Annotated in this window: 12 protein-coding genes; 5 read left to right on the forward strand and 7 right to left on the reverse strand. The window is 50.2% G+C overall.

Annotated elements, in window-relative coordinates; all coding sequences use genetic code 11:
- Positions 1–306: 306 nt before the first annotated feature.
- Positions 307–648 carry a hypothetical protein gene (locus J1C60_RS05310; RefSeq protein WP_128179168.1) on the reverse strand — a complete coding sequence of 114 codons (342 nt, stop codon included), beginning with the start codon at positions 646–648 and terminating at the stop codon, positions 307–309.
- A 313-nt stretch (positions 649–961) separates the two neighbouring features.
- Positions 962–1831, reverse strand: coding sequence for a 23S rRNA pseudouridine(2604) synthase RluF (gene rluF / locus J1C60_RS05315; protein WP_220485715.1), 870 nt, complete (start codon positions 1829–1831; stop codon positions 962–964).
- Positions 1832–2318: 487 nt separating this feature from the next.
- On the opposite strand from rluF, the gene J1C60_RS05320 reads away from it, so the two are divergent.
- Complete coding sequence (locus J1C60_RS05320; protein ID WP_128179170.1) at positions 2319–3092, forward strand: DUF3750 domain-containing protein; 774 nt, start codon at positions 2319–2321, stop codon at positions 3090–3092.
- A 55-nt stretch (positions 3093–3147) separates the two neighbouring features.
- Here the strand turns inward: J1C60_RS05320 and mgtE are convergent, their stop codons facing one another.
- Together mgtE and J1C60_RS05330 are read right to left on the reverse strand one after the other, a co-directional pair.
- The gene (mgtE, locus tag J1C60_RS05325; RefSeq protein ID WP_128179171.1) at positions 3148–4584 is read right to left on the reverse strand and encodes a magnesium transporter; all 1437 of its coding nucleotides are present in this window, start codon (positions 4582–4584) and stop codon (positions 3148–3150) included.
- 234 nt (positions 4585–4818) lie between these two features.
- Positions 4819–5010: a YfgG family protein gene (locus tag J1C60_RS05330; protein ID WP_164877314.1), complete on the reverse strand. Its 192-nt coding sequence runs from the start codon at positions 5008–5010 to the stop codon at positions 4819–4821.
- 362 nt (positions 5011–5372) lie between these two features.
- On the opposite strand from J1C60_RS05330, the gene J1C60_RS05335 reads away from it, so the two are divergent.
- Positions 5373–7604: an EAL domain-containing protein gene (locus tag J1C60_RS05335; RefSeq protein ID WP_128179172.1), complete on the forward strand. Its 2232-nt coding sequence runs from the start codon at positions 5373–5375 to the stop codon at positions 7602–7604.
- A gap of 3 nt (positions 7605–7607) precedes the next feature.
- On the opposite strand, the gene tehB is transcribed toward J1C60_RS05335, so the two are convergent.
- The 3 genes from tehB to ppk1 all read right to left on the reverse strand — a co-directional run bounded on the left by tehB (position 7608) and on the right by ppk1 (position 11854).
- Complete coding sequence (tehB, locus tag J1C60_RS05340) at positions 7608–8198, reverse strand: tellurite resistance methyltransferase TehB (RefSeq protein ID WP_128179173.1); 591 nt, start codon at positions 8196–8198, stop codon at positions 7608–7610.
- Between the two features lie 62 nt (positions 8199–8260).
- Positions 8261–9787 carry an exopolyphosphatase gene (gene ppx / locus J1C60_RS05345; protein WP_128179174.1) on the reverse strand — a complete coding sequence of 509 codons (1527 nt, stop codon included), beginning with the start codon at positions 9785–9787 and terminating at the stop codon, positions 8261–8263.
- A 6-nt stretch (positions 9788–9793) separates the two neighbouring features.
- Positions 9794–11854, reverse strand: coding sequence for a polyphosphate kinase 1 (ppk1, locus tag J1C60_RS05350; RefSeq protein ID WP_128179175.1), 2061 nt, complete (start codon positions 11852–11854; stop codon positions 9794–9796).
- 233 nt (positions 11855–12087) lie between these two features.
- On the opposite strand from ppk1, the gene J1C60_RS05355 reads away from it, so the two are divergent.
- From J1C60_RS05355 to pstB, 3 genes are read left to right on the forward strand one after another with little or no spacing between them, the layout of a single operon-like run.
- On the forward strand, positions 12088–14217 hold the full coding sequence (locus J1C60_RS05355; RefSeq protein WP_128179176.1) for an ABC transporter permease subunit: 2130 nt from the start codon (positions 12088–12090) through the stop codon (positions 14215–14217).
- Complete coding sequence (pstA, locus tag J1C60_RS05360) at positions 14214–15866, forward strand: phosphate ABC transporter permease PstA (protein ID WP_128179177.1); 1653 nt, start codon at positions 14214–14216, stop codon at positions 15864–15866. The genes J1C60_RS05355 and pstA overlap by 4 nt, the downstream gene beginning before the upstream one ends.
- 15 nt (positions 15867–15881) lie before the next feature.
- Entirely contained in the window at positions 15882–16664 is a 783-nt protein-coding gene (gene pstB, locus J1C60_RS05365) for a phosphate ABC transporter ATP-binding protein PstB (RefSeq protein ID WP_128179178.1), read from the forward strand.
- The last annotated feature ends 52 nt before the right edge of the window (positions 16665–16716 follow it).

Genomic DNA, 16716 nt, shown 5'->3' on the forward strand with positions numbered 1-16716 from the left:
CTGAAATACATGCAGGGTACGTCCGGTACCTTTCAGGGCGTTCGTTTGGCTTATCCTGTATTTTGCCGTATTTCGCGAAACTATTGATGCTTTTCTCCTGCTGCTCATTTCATGACGTTAAGCGAACGATAGATAGAGCTAATCAGAAAGCGGGGGAGAGATTATCATGCGGGGCAGAATGTAGAGCAAAGCGGAAGGAGTATAGAAACACCACCAGTGACACTAATGATGATGCTTCTTTGTGCTATCTGCCGATGCAGGCTCTTGCCGATCGACAGGTACTGGTGCGGGGGGCGTTATCCGCCTTTATTTGCAGTTTTTTACTGGCTCTTCAACTTTATAAACGATACCTTTCTGTGCACTTTGTGGATGTGCATCAACAACCAAAGCAACCCGAATCGTGCAGTTCTCCGTGTCAATCTTCCACATCCGCGCCATGTCTTCGCGGAAGCCTTTATAGTCCATTGTTTCAATCATTTGGTTGCCAAGTGCCTGGGCGATGACGTCACTGTCCAGGAGGGTGCGTATTTGGTTGGAACCATCGTAATAAGGGGTGACTTTATTCGCATAAGCAAAGCCTGCACTGCTTACCATTGTAGCAACAGTGATTGCGGATAACGTTATAGCGCGAAGTGTTTTCATGGTCATAGCAACTTTTATAGTTTAGCGGAACGGTGTTTTTAATTTTTGGTGCGGATTAGTGTATGGCAAAATTTATCCCACACGAAGCGAAAGAGCAGAATATTTCTGGGTACCCACTTTCAGTTGTAAGCTGAGGTATCGCGATAAATAATGGGCGTAAGTGGTTAGCGTTCGGAACTATATATTTTGTACCCTGTAAAGCAAGGCTAAACGGGTTTTCAGACAAGCTTTCTTCAATACAATACTTCGACGAAGCCCGCTTATGCGGGCCACTCCAACAGAATCGGTATTGGTAGCCATATTGTCTTAGGCCTGATATCTAGCGACCTTTTTTCTTCCGGCCTGGCTGGGCAAAGCGCTTACGGGAGGCGGTATTTGTCTCAGGTTTCCCGACGCTTTTAGCACTGCTATTGGTCGGTTTCCTGGCCGTGGCACTCTTAGCCTGCGTTTTTTTCACGGTTTTATCTTCGGATGATGAGTTTTCGATCAGCTTGAATAACATAATTAGCTCATCATCGGTCAGGTCCCGCCATTCTCCCAGAGGGAGTCCTTTAAGATTGACGTTCATGATGCGCGTACGCTCAAGCTTTGTGACTTCATAGCCAAAGTGTTTACACATACGGCGAATCTGGCGGTTAAGCCCCTGTACCAGCGTGATGCGAAATACAAAGGGGGCTTCTTTCTGCACTTTGCATTTTTTGGTCACGGTTCCCAGCATCGGCACGCCTGCGCTCATGCCCTGGATAAACTCATCGGTCACCGGTTTATTAACCGTCACCACGTACTCTTTCTCGTGGTTGTTGCCTGCGCGCAGAATTTTATTAACCAAATCGCCGTGATTAGTCAAAAAAATCAGCCCCTGAGAATCTTTATCCAGTCGGCCGATTGGGAAAACACGTTTGCTGTGGTTAACGAAATCGCTAATGTTGTCCCGCTCACCTTCTTCCATGGTTGTGATGATACCCACGGGTTTATTTAGCGCGATAAGCACCAGGTCCTCTTCATCACGCGGTTCAATGAGCTGACCGTTAACTTTTACACTATCTCCGGCAAAGACTTGAGCGCCAACAGCGGCACGCTTTCCGTTAATAAAAACATTACCCTGCTCGATATAGCGATCGGCATCGCGACGAGAACAGATCCCGCTCTCGCTAATGTATTTGTTGAGGCGAATGGAAGAGGACAACATAATTTATCCGCAAAAAGCAGATTATACCTTACCGGAATGGTGAGGCGAACTCCGAAATCCCCTCATTCTTCACGGAAGATCGGTTTCATCGCGCGTCGCGGGTATTTTCCCCAGCGATGCCTGGAAAATTGCTACTGTGCAGGTCTTCGTTTCAGATAACACTGACAATGTGCAACGCATTTAGCGAATGTTGCCATAATGGCTGGTCGTGGGGGCCTATAGCTCAAGTTGAGTATTAGTTTGGTTTAAAAGTCGGTATATTTTCTGCTGTAATTTCGTTCGTGGTGGCCATTATTCGGTTTCTTTCCAGCCCGACTGGCCGGTCATCGTGCCCGTATCTGTACATCTTCTCCAGTCGATAAAAGGGTATACCCACCATACTTCAAGCCGCAGGTTTGTTGGTTAAGTTCGTGTATCCGGTTCACATAGTGCTTCGGTGTTTATCGATTTGTCGCTACGTGGTAACTCGAATTATTTAGGCAATAATATGAATGCTTTCAAAAAGTTAGGCGTTGGGTTTCTTTGCGTACTGCTCCTCTCCTTTGGGCAAAGTCTGGCTAAAGCCGCTTTCGGAGGCGAAATCTTTAACGGCCAAAGTTGGATGACAGCCCGGCGTGATTCTGCAGGCGTTGCCCCCGATCCGGCAAAATTCAGAAACGAGGCTATCGTTCAGGTCTATGTTGCCTCAACTTACGGTTGGCGTGGGATTGTCGCGGTACACCCCTGGATCATTATGAAGAAGGCCGGTGAAACGCAATACAGCCGCTATGAAGTGATCAGTTGGGGGAGCACTGACGTTGTCCGCCGTGATTATGCGCTTCCCGATGGGTACTGGTTTGGTGCTCGTCCCAGACTGCTGGTGGATCATCGAGGCCCTCATGCTGAAACGATGATCCCCCAGATTGAGGCGGCAATTAAAAACTACCCATATCCTCACACTTACCACGTCTGGCCCGGGCCAAACAGCAATACTTTTATGGCACATATCGGTAGAGACGTGCCGGCTTTAAAGCTGGACATGCCTGCTAACGCCATCGGTAAAGACTTCCGGCCATTAACGCATCCTGTCGGATTATCGCCTTCAGGGCGTGGCGTTCAGGTGTCGCTCCTTGGTCTTATGGGCATCACTCTGGGGATTGAAGAGGGAATTGAGGTCAACGTATTAGGACTTAACGTGGGCGTCGATATTAAATCTCCCGCGCTACGTATCCCTTTTATCGGACGACTTGGCGTTAATAAAGTGCAGACGGAACAGGATTAATACCCTTTGTTCAGGCACGACGCTACCAGGGGTAGCGTCGTGAAAATAACGTTAATCAATGGAGCAAAAATAGCGTCGCCAGCCCGAGAAAAATAAAAAAACCGCCCGTGTCGGTTATCGCAGTGATTAAAACGCTGGATCCGACGGCAGGATCGCGATTTAGCCGGATCATGATAAGCGGGATCAACACGCCCATCAGCGCGGCCAGCAGTAAATTCAAGACCATTGCCAGCATCATGACGCCACCGAGCGCCAGATTATCGTACATCAACCAGGTGACAATGCCCATGATACCGCCCCAGAACAGACCGTTTATCAACGCGACACCAAGCTCGCGTAAAATCAAAAAGGAAAAGTTACCCGGTTCAACCTTGTGTAGCGCAAGGGCGCGTACAATCATCGTTATGGTCTGATTACCGGTATTGCCTCCGATCCCCGCGACAATAGGCATCAAAGCGGCTAATGCCACCAATTCTGAAATGGTCGTTTCAAACAAACCAATGACCCGCGAAGCGACAAAAGCAGTGCACAGGTTAATGGCTAACCATGTCCAACGAGTACGCACCGCTTTTTTAACCGGGGCAAAAACATCTTCATCCGGACTTAATCCCCCCATTTTACGAATATTGCTATCGCTCTCTTCGTTGACTAAATCAATCACATCCTCGACCGTCACGCGCCCAATTAGCTTGCCCTGTTCATCAATGACCGCTGCGGAAATCAGGTTATAGCGTTCGAAGGCTCCGGCCGCATCTTCGGCTTTATCATTTAGACGGAAGGTGGTGGGTTTATGATTCATTACTTCAAAGACTTTTTTCTCCGGCGTGTTCAGCAAAATATCAGTGAGGGCCAGCTCGCCAAGTAGGTCGTTATTCTTATCGATAATAAACAGTTTATCCGTACCTTCCGGCATCGCTTTCTTGCGGCGCAGAAAGCGCTGTACCGCAGCAAGGGAAACATTGGCTCGCACTGTAAGCAGATTGAAGTCCATGATTCGACCCACGCGATCGCGATCGAAGTGCATGACATTAAGCACGCGTGAGCGCAGTGCCGGCTCAAGCGAGGTGAGCAAACGACCGGAAAGATCGCGTGAAAGGTACTTGGCCAGGTAAGCCTGTTCATCAATATCCAGCGGTTTAATGGCGCGCAGGATATCTTTATCGCTCATCTCTTCGATCAAGCTTTCCCAAACGCTTTCGGAAGCTTCGACAAGTACCTGGCCGCGTCGATTGTTTTCAATCAGATCCCAGAGGGCGAGACGCTCGTCTTCTGGTAACGCTTCAAGAATATCGGCAAGGTCGGCAGCGTGGAGTAGGGTAATCTGCTGCTTAAGCTCCGCAATATGTTGCTCAACTTTGTGCGTTTCTTCCTGCGTTTCGTGATGTGGCCGTTGGAGAAGCGTATCAACCAGATCGTTATCGTTGAGTAGCAGTGTAAAAATGCGGCTGCGTATTTCAGCCAGTTGCTGAGTGTGCGAAGCACGGATTGGCATAAATAGAACGTCCCTTTGTCTATAAGTGAATGATACCTGCCATACTTTAAGCTTCAGGCGCGTAAGCTACGCTGAGCCACGACATTCATTTCTGATGGCGATGTCTATCGCTGTCAGGCAACGAGAACGCTTTTAAGTTATGTGGATTACGGGCAATACAAACCGTCCAGATGCGCGGGAAGGATCCGGTTACCATGCTACTTTCTGTACACCAATTCTTCCTGATGGACCGCGTTATTGAGTACTGCTGGTCGGAACAGAAAGCGTTGGCGTTTCAGGCACGTTCTTTTTTTGCTGATGATGCTCAATGGCGCCGGGAATGGTGTAGAGCAGGCGGCCAATCAGAATAATAAAACTGATCAGTAAAACGATACGTGTCATTTTGCTGGTTTTATGAAGTTTTCGTATTTGCATAGCGTTATTCACGCAGTGGGTTCCTTGTGGATTCTCTTAAGGCGAACAATATAACAAATTACGCACAGAGGGGGCCAGGGTCAATAATGAGCGATGGTAAAGTGAATGAATAGCCTGGAACCAATAAGTCTTCAACCTCACTCACATACTGATATCAAACTTTTGATTCATGTGACGTCACCGCTATGCCGCTACCTGGCGTAAGATATATATATAACCCGATTAATTTGATATGTGTCAAAATTCATCCCCCGATTGTGCCTACTATGTGCGCATCTAAGGTGGGGAGAGATCATTCTCTCCCGTCTCGTAAGGATCACCGCTCGTGGACGATGCAATTCGCTCGTCCTGTTTAGAGAAAAATGACAACGGATATGCAAATACTACGCTGGCTTAAACAATTCAGAACTCATTGGTGGGGGCTTCCTTTCTTTCTGCCTCTATTACTGCTACCCCTTTCCAGCCAGTTTTCTGCCCGCCTGCTCTTGCCGGAAGGTTATGTTTACCTGATTTATTTGCCGCTGGCTATGATGGCGGCGATGCTGATGGTGTTTGACTGGGCAGCGTTACCCGGCATTATTTTGGCATTGCTGTGCCGCTATTTTTGGATTTATACGCCGGGACAGGCATTTATCACCTGCCTGGTGTTTATTGCTTCACTGCTGGTTTGCTGGTTGGGTTACCGCACGCACTCGGGAAAACGCTGGAGAGCAGGATTTGGCGAATTGAGTATGACGCCAGTTCGCCTGTTCTGGCTGGCTTTTTTTCTGCCTACCCTGGTGGTTGTTCTGTACCAAATGATGGTTACGATGGGGTTTGTGCCGGTAAACACATCCATTTTTGCGCGTGATCCATTCACGATACGCGCGTTAATTAACTATCAGGCTGTACTGATTTCGTGCATCACCATGCTACAGTTCTATTATTTCCTGATCCGTATTATCAAAAATCCGCGCTTTGCACGTACGCTCTGGCGGCATTTAAATGCGCAGATTGCTGAGGACGTGCCACGCCTGGAACTGGTGTGTTGGGGAATACTCCTGGCGATTATGCTGGGAGCATTGACCTATGTGCGGCCGAGTCGGGAGAATTTACTTGCCAGCGATTATACCCTGACGCTGCTATTGCCGTTAATGCTGTGGGCGGCAATGCGCTTTGGTTATCTGCTCACGTCAATCAGTTGGCCAATGATTCTGATCTTGCTGTATCAGTTCCGCCAGTCTCATCTTGAGATGCCGTCGCAGGCCCAGCATCTTGCCGTTATCTCCTCAAATTTGCTGGTATTTACCTTAACCATTTTTATGATGGCAGCGATTGGGACACGCCAGCGACGGGTTGTAAATAAAGCCCGGTTTGCCGCGTTAATCGATCCGGTAATTGGTTTGCCGAATCTGCGTTCGTTAAATATGACGCTGGCGGCGAATAATAATTCAACTCTGTGCTTTTTACGTATACCGGAGTTGGACCTGCTCAGCAGAACTTACGGTTTGCAGCTGCGTATTCAATACAAACGTAATCTTGCAGCCCACCTTAAGCCGCTGTTAAATCCCGGAGAAGGGGTGTATCAACTGCCAGGATTCGACCTGGTGTTACGGCTGGATAATGCATCACATCTGACCCGTATTGAAGATATTGCGCTGCGTTTAAATCACTATCAACTGACCTGGGATGGGTTACCGCTGCAGCCTGCCGTTGGGATCAGTTTTTGCAGTGTACGGCCACCGATTGGGCATTTACATGAGCTGTTAGGTGAAATGAGCGCGATGGCAGAGGTGTCACTGAGTAGTGGTCTGCCAGAAAATGTGCAGCAGGGCAGTTTACCCGTGCAGCGCAAGATTAAAGACAGAATTGCGATGTTGCATGAGGTGCGGGATGCGCTGGATAGCAATCGCTTTATTCTGATGGCGCAGCGCATTGAGGGGCTACGCGGCGATGATTACCATGAGATCTTACTGCGTATGATCGATTCCCATGGCGAACATTTGAAGCCTGATAGCTTTCTGCCGGTGGTACATGAGTTCGGCCTGAGCTGGCACCTTGACCGATGGGTTCTGGAACAAACGTTACAATTCCTCGATGTTAATCGTCTTGCATTGCCTGGCGGACGTTTCTCGATCAATCTTTTTGCCTCAACGCTTTGTCGCCCGCGGCTGGCTAAAGAAGTTGAAGAGCTTTTAAACCACTACAATGTTGAACCCTGGCAGTTAATTATTGAAGTCGAAGAGTCGCATATGCTGAGCGATTTCGCCTGGGGTAATCGTTCAATCAACCAGTTGCGCCATTTAGGCTGTCAGGTCGCGATCGATGATTTCGGCACAGGTTACGCCAGCTACGTCCGCCTGAAAGAAGTCAAAGCCGATATGCTGAAAATTGATGGCAGCTTTATTCGCAATATGCTGGCAAGCAGTCTGGATTATCAGATTATTGAGTCAATCTGTAGCGTTGCGCGTTTAAAACGTATGAAAGTCGTAGCCGAATTTGTTGAAACCGAAGAGGTTGCGGCGGCACTGAAAAAAATGCACGTAGATTATTTGCAGGGTTACGCGATCAGCGTTCCACAGCCGCTAATCAGTTTAGCTGGCCCGGCAGAGAGTGAACCGGGCTGATACTCAGGCTTTTATCGAGGATTTTTGCGCCAGCAGCGTAGCGAAACGCAAACTAATACGGTTGCCGTTTTCATCGACTTTATGCAGTTGGCCAACGTTTTCGTTGTACTTCACAATATGCCATTTGCGGTAATAGTGGCTCAGCTCACCGGATTTGAAGGTGAACAGGAACGGAAGGCGGCAGGGATGATCGGGCGTATCCATGGCCGCAACGATGAGGTTAAATCCATCTTTAACCGTACTGGCTTGCATATCAGCGATCATCTGTGGAATGGTGTCCGGCTGCAGGAACATCATGACCACTGTAGAAAAAACAAAATCGTAAGCACCATTGAAGCGATACGCATCCAGGTCTTTCACATCGGTGACGATATTATTTAGCGCTTCCTGCGCAATAATATAATTTAACCTTGCAATACTCTGCGGGTTTTTATCCCATGCGGTAACGTTAAAACCCAGCTGGTTAAGATAGAGCGCATTGCGTCCATTACCACAACCCAGATCCAGAGCATGGCCGGGTGTGATACGTTTTGCCGCTTCGACGATCTCCGAATGGGTGGCACTGAGTTGATACTTCTCTGTGAAATTGATCATGATAAAACCATTCCTGATACAGGCCGGAATATCCCGGCCTGGCGAAAAGGGGACTCTGGCGGTTACGCCTCTTCCTGAATCATCAATTTCCAGCCGATCACGTCCTCCCAGTATGCCTGTTCACGCTCAAGATCGAGCTGTACCAGCGTATTCTGGGTAAAGTAACCGGCAGGGAAGGTGAGGATCCAGTGCCCGTCGTCCGTGTCCAGTTTGAGCGAGTCGGGTGTGCTGGTTGCCTGACGCTGATTATTAAGCAGTGCACCAAGACGCAACAAAAATACCAGCGGCAAAAACTGCTTCCTTTTGAAAAGCGTAAAACGCGGCATTTCATCCACTTTTACGGCTTTGCGGTGGTAGCGTACCAGCGTTGCCAGCAGCGACTGTTGATCCTGGTTAAATCCCGGCATATTAGTATTTTGCAGGATATAGGATGAGTGGCGCTGTAAACCGCTGTGATTAATGGTTAATCCGACCTCATGCAGCATTGCTGCCCATTGTAGCAGGGCTGCTAGCTGAGGATTAGCCTGCCGCGGATTTTGCTCTTTCCACTGCAGATAGAGCCGATCGGTAGTTTCCAGTACGCGGCGTGCCTGATCTGCATCGATATTATAATGATTGGCCAGGCTTTGGGCCGTGCGGCTGCGGATATCCTGGTGACGAAAACGTCCTTCCATTTCATAAAGCACGCCTTCTCGCAGCGCGCCGTCAGAAAGGCGTAGCTCGCGGATGGCCAACGCATCAAATACGCCGCAAAGAATCGCCAGACCCGGAACAAACACCGTTTTACGCTCTTCAGAAAGGCCCGGTAAGCTCAGTGCATCAAAGGATTTATGCTTGATGACTTCATCGTACAGGCGCTCCAGGCGCTCGGGGGTAATGAGCTTATCTTTCTCACCCATTGCCAGCAGCACTTCGCAGGCGGCTTTGATCGTGCCTGAAGCGCCCAATGCAAACTGCCAGCCGAGCAATCGATATTGCCACGCCAGGGTTTCCAATTTCTGTGCTGCGGCGAGACGCGCACGGCGGAAATTTTCTTTACTGATAACATCATCAGCAAAATAGAGGTGAGCAAAGCTCACGCACCCCATGCGACGGCTTTCAACCAGCCTGGGCTCAAAATCCTCGCCAATCACCAGTTCGGTTGAGCCCCCACCAATATCAATAACCAGTTTGCGGCCCTTTTCCGGCTGAGTATGCTCAACGCCCATAAAAATCAGGCGAGCTTCTTCCTGCCCCGAGATTACCTCTATTGGATAGGGAATCACATCCGCAGCACGCTGCAGGAAGTCCTCGGCATTGACCGCCTGACGCAATGTGTGGGTACCAACAATGGTTACATTGGCTGCGCTGAAGCCCTGCAAGCGCTCAGCGAACAGAGTCAGGCAGCTTAATCCTCGCTGAATGGCCTCTTCACTAAGTACATTATTGGCGTCCAGTCCATCAGCCAGATGCACCCGTTGCTTTAACCGCCCCAGTATCTGCATGGCGCCATCCACAACGCGTGCAATCACCATATGGAAACTGTTTGAACCGAGGTCAATAGCCGCAAACTCCTGCGGCTTTGGCGTACTCTTGTGAGATATTGGCATAGTGAATTATTCAGGTTGTTCCAGGGATTTGATGTAATCGTAAATGGCTAACTGCGCACGAACTTTACGACGGTTGCCACGTGGCACGTAACGGTTACTCAATTCTTTATCAACAAAGCGGGCTTTAAGGGTATCACTGAACAAGATACCAATAATATCCAAAATACGTTGTTTCAGTGTTGGATCGAGGATGGCGACGGCAACCTCAATACGATAATCGATATTACGCGTCATCCAGTCGGCGGAGGAGAGATACACTTTTTTATCCCCGCCGTTTTCGAAAATATACACGCGATCGTGCTCGAGATAGCGATCGACGATGCTAATGACGCGAATGTTTTCGCTGATCCCTTCAAGATCTGGAATTAGCGAACACATGCCGCGAACCAGCAGGTTCACCTTCACACCGACGCTGGATGCAGTATAGAGGCGATCGACCAGACCTTTATCCACCAGATTATTGACCTTTAGCGTGATACCCGCGGCAATACCATTTTGCGCATTGGCGATTTCACTATCAATCAATTGGTAGAGCATGCGCCGGGAGTTTTGCGGTGACACCATCAGGTGTTCAAATGAGACCGGGCGATAAGGGTTTTCGATAAAGCTGAATACGCGACGTACTTCATTGGTGATGCGGGCATCGGCGGTGAGTAATGAATAGTCGGTGTAGATACGCGCCGTTTTTTCATTAAAGTTTCCGGTGCCGATATGAGCATAGCGAACAATCTCAGTGCCTTCGCGGCGTGAAATCAAAAACAGCTTGGCGTGTATTTTTAATCCGGGGGCAGAGAAAATAACGTGTACGCCAGCCTCGGTTAGCCGCTTCGCCCAGTGAATATTCGCTTCTTCGTCAAAACGCGCCTGCAGTTCCACGACCACCGTCACTTTCTTACCGTTATAGGCGGCATGGATCATCGCGTCGATAATGCGTGAGTTTTTCGCCACGCGGTAAATATTGATTTTTATGGCCAGCACGCTGGGATCAAATGAGGCCTGGCGTAGCAGCTCCAGCACATGTTCAAACGTGTGATACGGGTAGTAGAGCAGCACATCGTGATTGCGAATAGCATCAAAGCCGTTGCGAAACGCATCGAACCAAATATGGCGCAGCTGCGGCAGCGGTTTATTCACCAGATTGGCTTTGCCAACGTTAGGAAAGCTGATGAAATCTTTAAAATTATGGTAACGACCACCGGGAATGATTGAGTCGTAATTTGAGATACTGAGTTTGCCGCGCAGCAGTTCTACCATTGCATCCGGCATATCGCGCTGATAAACGAAACGCACAGGTTCGGCCGTCAGACGCTGCTTCAGACTGGAAGACATCAGTTCCAGCAGGCTTGACTCCATTTCAGTGACCAGATCGTATTCGGCATCACGCGTCATTTTCATGGAATACGCGTTCAGCGTATCGTAGTCATAGAAGCCTTTAAAAATATCATCAAGGCAATAGCGTAAAATGTTATCCAGCAGGATCATTGGCTTGCGGCGACGTGGGGTTTCCGGCGGCAAGTTAACGAAGCGTGGCACTTTATCGGATGGGATCTCCAGCAAGGCATAGCTGATCTCTTCACCGCGTATAATTTCGACTGCCAGGTAGGTGTAATCGTCTTTAAGAAACTCGGTCAGATCGGTATCGCGATTAATCAGTATTGGCGTAATGTGCTGGCGCAGATGATGTTTAAAGTAGTGGCGCAGCCAGTTCTGCTGGTTCGGTGACAGCTGGCGTTCGTTAATCAGAAAGATTTGATTACGCGCCATCTCCAACAGGAGGTCATTATAGAGTCCATCAAATTCCTGATCCGCCTTCAGCACGCGCTGTTGAATTTTTTTCAACAAATGACGCGGCGTGCTGGGGGAACCCTGCTCTTCACCAATTAAAATACGGCGTTTGAGGTCGGCAAAGCGAACCTTATAAAATTCATCAAGATTATTAGAATAAATACCAAGGAAACGCATGCGCTCAATCAGCGGGTTAGTTTTATCTGCCGCTTCCTGTAACACGCGTTCATTAAAGGATAACCAGCTTAACTCTTTTTCGATGTATAGCTTTTCCTGACCCATCTTTGCTCCGTTTACTGATTCAGGACGAGGGTACCCAGTGTCCACGACTATTATGGCGAGAGTATGGCAATAATGTCCAACCTCCCGTCAATCTTCATATTACTGGTTTATTGTCTTCGCTCACGGTGCGAGTACTGCGGTCCTGCAACATGAATTATTTAGGGCAGAGTTGTCTTATCAAACGGCTACGGGCAACATAGCGTGTTCACAGCACAATGGAAACCCTGCCTGGCATGATCGATAACCATATTCCTGTTCACTTCAGCGACAAACGTCGGCGCTATATCGATCGCGTTACACGGCGTGTAGTCACCGTTTGCGGAGTGGGCGTGCTGATGATCATGATGTTACTGTTTTTATGGCTCATCTGGGTAGTGGTTCCGCTATTTTCATCACCGTCTTTATATTCGACCAGCCCATTTTTACTGTGGGAACCGCAGCCGTCGGTGGCGATGGGGACTAATGGTCAATGGGGCTGGCGTATCGAAGCGCAGGGCAATGCGCGGTTTATACCTCTGAATGGGGCGCCGGCGGAACCCGCGTTACATATTGCGTCGGGGCCTGTACAGGCGGCTGTGACAGCGGATAATCAGGGGATGGCTATTTTTCAGAGTGATGGCCAGGTAAAAGTGCTGGAACCCGATTTCAACAGTACCGAACCGCGCTGGAAATTCCCTCTGGGCGATGCCCCACTTGCGCTATTCTCTCAGCCGTTACTCCTCACTGCCGTGGCCAGAACGTACGCAGGAACGTGGATTATTGCGGGCTCAACGGGAAAAACGATTGAGTTGGTGACGTTGCAGACAGATCAGTTACCGCTGCGGCAAACCATTCCTGTTGCACATAGCGAGCGACTGTTGCTGACGCCGGATGGCACGCTGCTGATTACCGTCACTGCCAATATTTTGCAGGTATGGCGCATTACGCCGCAGGGCGTCACGCTACGTGATACCCTCACCCTGAAAGCATTACCCCAGCATGTTACGCTGATGAGCGGTGGCAGTTCGTTACTGATAGCCAGTACATCAGGTATCTCACAATGGTTTGATATCGCCAGCCCGACAGGTCCTCATCTTAACTTTATTCGTCACTTTACCGGCGCGCAGCCGCAGCCGCTGCTCATTAGTGAGCCGAACCGCCGAGTATTTGCCACGATTGATCCCAGCGGGATGCTCAGGCTATATGCCAGTAAGCAGGATGGCGAGATTTTCTCTCGTCAGCTTGAAGGGGGAGTTATCCGTGCCAGTTTTACGCCGCAGGGTGACGGATTGCTGGTGGAGCGTGCGGGACAATGGCAATACTATCGTCTTTCTAACCCATTTCCCGACTTTAGCTGGCAAAGTCTGTGGCAAAAAATCTGGTATGAGAACTACCCCCGACCGGACTGGGTATGGCAATCGACCGCTGCGAACGATCATTATCAGGCTAAATTCAGCCTGGTGCCGATGGTGGCTGGAACTCTTAAGGCATCGGTATTGGCGCTTCTGTTCGCCACGCCGTTAGCGCTGGCGGCAGCAATTTATACGGCATGGTTTATGTCGCCCGGGCTGCGGCGCTGGGTAAAACCGACTGTTGAAATGATGGGCGCATTACCGAGCGTGGTCGTGGGCCTCATTGCCAGCCTGTGGCTGGCCCCCCGTATTGCCGACCATCTGGCGGGTGTTCTGCTACTGCCCTTCATCCTGGCACTCACGTTGTTGCTGTGTCCATGGGGGATCCGGTGTCTGCCAGAAACTTGGCGACGATATTGCACAACGCAGGGCAGGGAGGTCTGGATTCTGCTGCCCGTACTGTTGCTGGTGTCGTTTAGCTGCCTGTGGTTTTTTCCATGGGTCGATAAGGCTCTGTTTGGTACAGGGCTGGCCGATCGTTTATCCCGGGGTTATGAGCAGCGAAATTTACTGGTAGCGGGTGTTGCGATGGGATTTGCGCTGATCCCGCTAATTTTCACGCTGGCGGAAGACGCCATTTTTAGCGTTCCCGTTTCGCTGGGACAGGGATCGATGGCATTAGGCGCAACGCAGTGGCAAACCTTATCCCGAGTGGTTCTCCCGGGCGCTTCAGCCGGTGTGTTTGCCGCGCTGATGATTGGTTTTGGACGTGCGGTAGGGGAAACCATGATTGTATTAATGGCAACGGGAAACACGCCGATTGCCGATGGCGGTTTATTTCAGGGACTACGCACGATTTCTGCCAATATCGCCGTCGAAATGCCGGAAGCCGCCGCTGGAAGCGTTCACTATCGTATCCTGTTTCTCAGCGCACTGATATTGCTGCTGTTTACTCTGGTCGTAAACACGCTGGCAGAGGTTGTACGGCAACGCTTGCGCCAGCGCTTCAACAATCATGAGGAACAAGGATGAGCCGCGCGGTACGACAAAACGAGCGCTGGCGCTGGCTAACCGGTGGCGCCGTTGTTGTCAGCTTGCTGGCTTTCTTGCTGCTGATTGTTTTGCTGGCGTGGCAGGGCCTGCGCGGATTTTGGCCGCAATCGATTACGTTATTTACGCTAAATCAGCCCAGTGCCGGAAGCATACAGCTTCTCGGGGAGACGGTAAGCAGCAGCACGCTATCGCGCAGACAACTTGAAAAAGAGGGACGGGTTCTCCCTTCTTATTTGCCGGATACGTTCACGCGCTATGTGATTAAAACGGGCAATCGCGATTTTGCAGCCCCGGATTTCCGGACATTGCTGTCTTCGGATATCACTGCACAACAGCAGCCGGAGCAGGTGATAGTATTACAACGTCGTTCCGGCGGTATGGCATATGGCTGGTTTGTTGGCCTGGAGGAAGGCCGTCAGGCGCTGATCGCGCAGGATATGCGCCAGGCTTTACAGCGTCGTCTGCATCAGATCTCGCTTCAGTTAAAGCAAGCAGAGCATATTCGCCGCGTGAATATGGCACGTATCAATGCACAGCTTGATACGCTGCAGCAGCGGGCTGAAATGCTGAGTGAGAAGAAAGCCTATAGCATCCGGCAGCAGTCGATCTATCAGGCCGATCGTAGCGATCTGCAGCGGCAGTTCGATCGACTGGCGTTGCGGTTGGCGTCGCTGAATCGCGAGATCGATCGCAATACGCTGATATTGCGTGATGCCAGCGGTAACGACCATCGTATTCCTCTGGCGCAAATCATCATGGCCTGGTATCCGAATAAGATGAATTACTGGCAGAAATGGTGCCACTTTGGCAACCAGGTCTGGCATTTTATCAGCGATTCCCCGCAGGATGGACAAAGCGAAGGCGGCGTGTTTCCAGCCATTTTTGGTACGGTGCTTATGGTCATGTTGATGTCGATCGTAGTGATGCCGCTTGGCGTTATCGCGGCCGTCTGGCTGCATGAATATGCGCACCGCCACTGGCTTACGCAATTGGTCCGTATTGCAGTGGTCAATCTCGCTGGCGTGCCGTCGATTGTTTATGGCGTGTTTGGTCTTGGATTTTTTGTCTGGTTGATTGGCGGCACCTTGGATCAACTGCTGTTCCCGGCTTCGTTACCTAATCCCACCTTTGGTACACCGGGGTTACTCTGGGCATCCCTGACGTTGGCACTGCTGACCTTACCGGTGGTGATTGTCGCTACCGAGGAGGGATTATCACGCATTCCACCCGCGCTGCGCCTGGGCTCGCTGGCGCTGGGTGCGACGCGGGCAGAAACGCTGTGGCACATCACATTGCCACTTGCTGTCCCAGCCATGTTAACGGGGTTTATCCTGGCGGTTGCACGTGCGGCGGGGGAGACGGCTCCACTGATGCTGGTTGGGGTGGTAAAGATGGTGCCGGAACTGCCGGTTGATGCCATTTTTCCTTATTTGCATCTTGACCGTAAATTTATGCATTTGGGTTTTCAGATCTACGATCTGGCATTTCAGAGCCCGGATGCTGAAGCCGATCGGCCGCTGGTATATGCCACGGCACTATTGTTGGTACTGCTGGTGTTGGGACTTAATCTGCTGGCAATGGGGCTTCGTCACCGGCTGCGCGAGCGCTATCGTGCGCTGATTCAATAAACTGTGGAAAGTAAGATGCATTCAACCGTCACCTTTAACGATACGGAAACGGCGCTGGAATTAAAGAAGCTTTCGCTGTGGTATGACGACAAGCAGGCACTGAAAGATATTTCACTGAAGGTACCTAAGAACTGTATTACCGCCCTTATTGGCCCTTCTGGCTGCGGTAAATCGACGCTATTACGATGCTTTAACCGAATGAATGATTTGATTGCCGGATGCCGTATTGAAGGCGATATTCTGTTAGGTAATCGCTCCATTTATCAGGAAAAAAACGATCTTTCTGCATTGCGGCGGCGGGTTGGGATGGTGTTTCAGCGCCCTAATCCCTTTCCTAAATCCATTTATGAAAACGTGGTGTATGGTCTGCGTTTGCAAGGGGTACGTGATAAGCGTGTGCTGGATGAGGCGGTGGAACGGGCACTGCGTGCGGCGGCGTTGTGGGGCGAAGTGAAAGATAGCCTGCGGAAAAATGCTTTAACCCTCTCAACCGGGCAGCAGCAGCGGTTAGTCATTGCCCGGGCAATCGCTATCGAACCCGAAGTACTCTTACTGGATGAGCCAACATCAGCACTGGACCCCATCTCTACGTTAGTTATTGAAGAGCTAATGACAACGTTAAAGCAGCATTTTTCCCTGCTACTGGTCACACATAATATGCAGCAGGCTGCGCGCGTCTCTGATTACGCGGCATTTGTGCATAATGGCAGTCTGGTGGAGTTTGCTGAGACGGATACGCTTTTCACCGCGCCGCAGCAGCGACGCACTGAAGATTATATTACCGGACGCTATGGCTAACACTGCCTGTCTCGACTAACGGCGTAGATGAGAGTCGAGACGGGCAGATACG

It is taken from the genome of [Pantoea] beijingensis (genome assembly GCF_022647505.1).
GTDB lineage: Bacteria > Pseudomonadota > Gammaproteobacteria > Enterobacterales > Enterobacteriaceae > Erwinia > Erwinia beijingensis.

Bases quoted from the DNA above. Each gene is read 5' to 3' on its own strand.
- rluF (WP_220485715.1), bottom strand. From the start codon at position 1,831: ATGTTGTCCTCTTCCATTCGCCTCAACAAATACATTAGCGAGAGCGGG.
- J1C60_RS05320 (WP_128179170.1), top strand. From the start codon at position 2,319: ATGAATGCTTTCAAAAAGTTAGGCGTTGGGTTTCTTTGCGTACTGCTC.
- J1C60_RS05355 (WP_128179176.1), top strand. From the start codon at position 12,088: ATGATCGATAACCATATTCCTGTTCACTTCAGCGACAAACGTCGGCGC.
- pstB (WP_128179178.1), top strand. From the start codon at position 15,882: ATGCATTCAACCGTCACCTTTAACGATACGGAAACGGCGCTGGAATTA.
- ppx (WP_128179174.1), bottom strand. From the start codon at position 9,787: ATGCCAATATCTCACAAGAGTACGCCAAAGCCGCAGGAGTTTGCGGCT.
- ppk1 (WP_128179175.1), bottom strand. From the start codon at position 11,854: ATGGGTCAGGAAAAGCTATACATCGAAAAAGAGTTAAGCTGGTTATCC.
- J1C60_RS05310 (WP_128179168.1), bottom strand. From the start codon at position 648: ATGACCATGAAAACACTTCGCGCTATAACGTTATCCGCAATCACTGTT.
- J1C60_RS05335 (WP_128179172.1), top strand. From the start codon at position 5,373: ATGCAAATACTACGCTGGCTTAAACAATTCAGAACTCATTGGTGGGGG.
- mgtE (WP_128179171.1), bottom strand. From the start codon at position 4,584: ATGCCAATCCGTGCTTCGCACACTCAGCAACTGGCTGAAATACGCAGC.
- tehB (WP_128179173.1), bottom strand. From the start codon at position 8,198: ATGATCAATTTCACAGAGAAGTATCAACTCAGTGCCACCCATTCGGAG.
- pstA (WP_128179177.1), top strand. From the start codon at position 14,214: ATGAGCCGCGCGGTACGACAAAACGAGCGCTGGCGCTGGCTAACCGGT.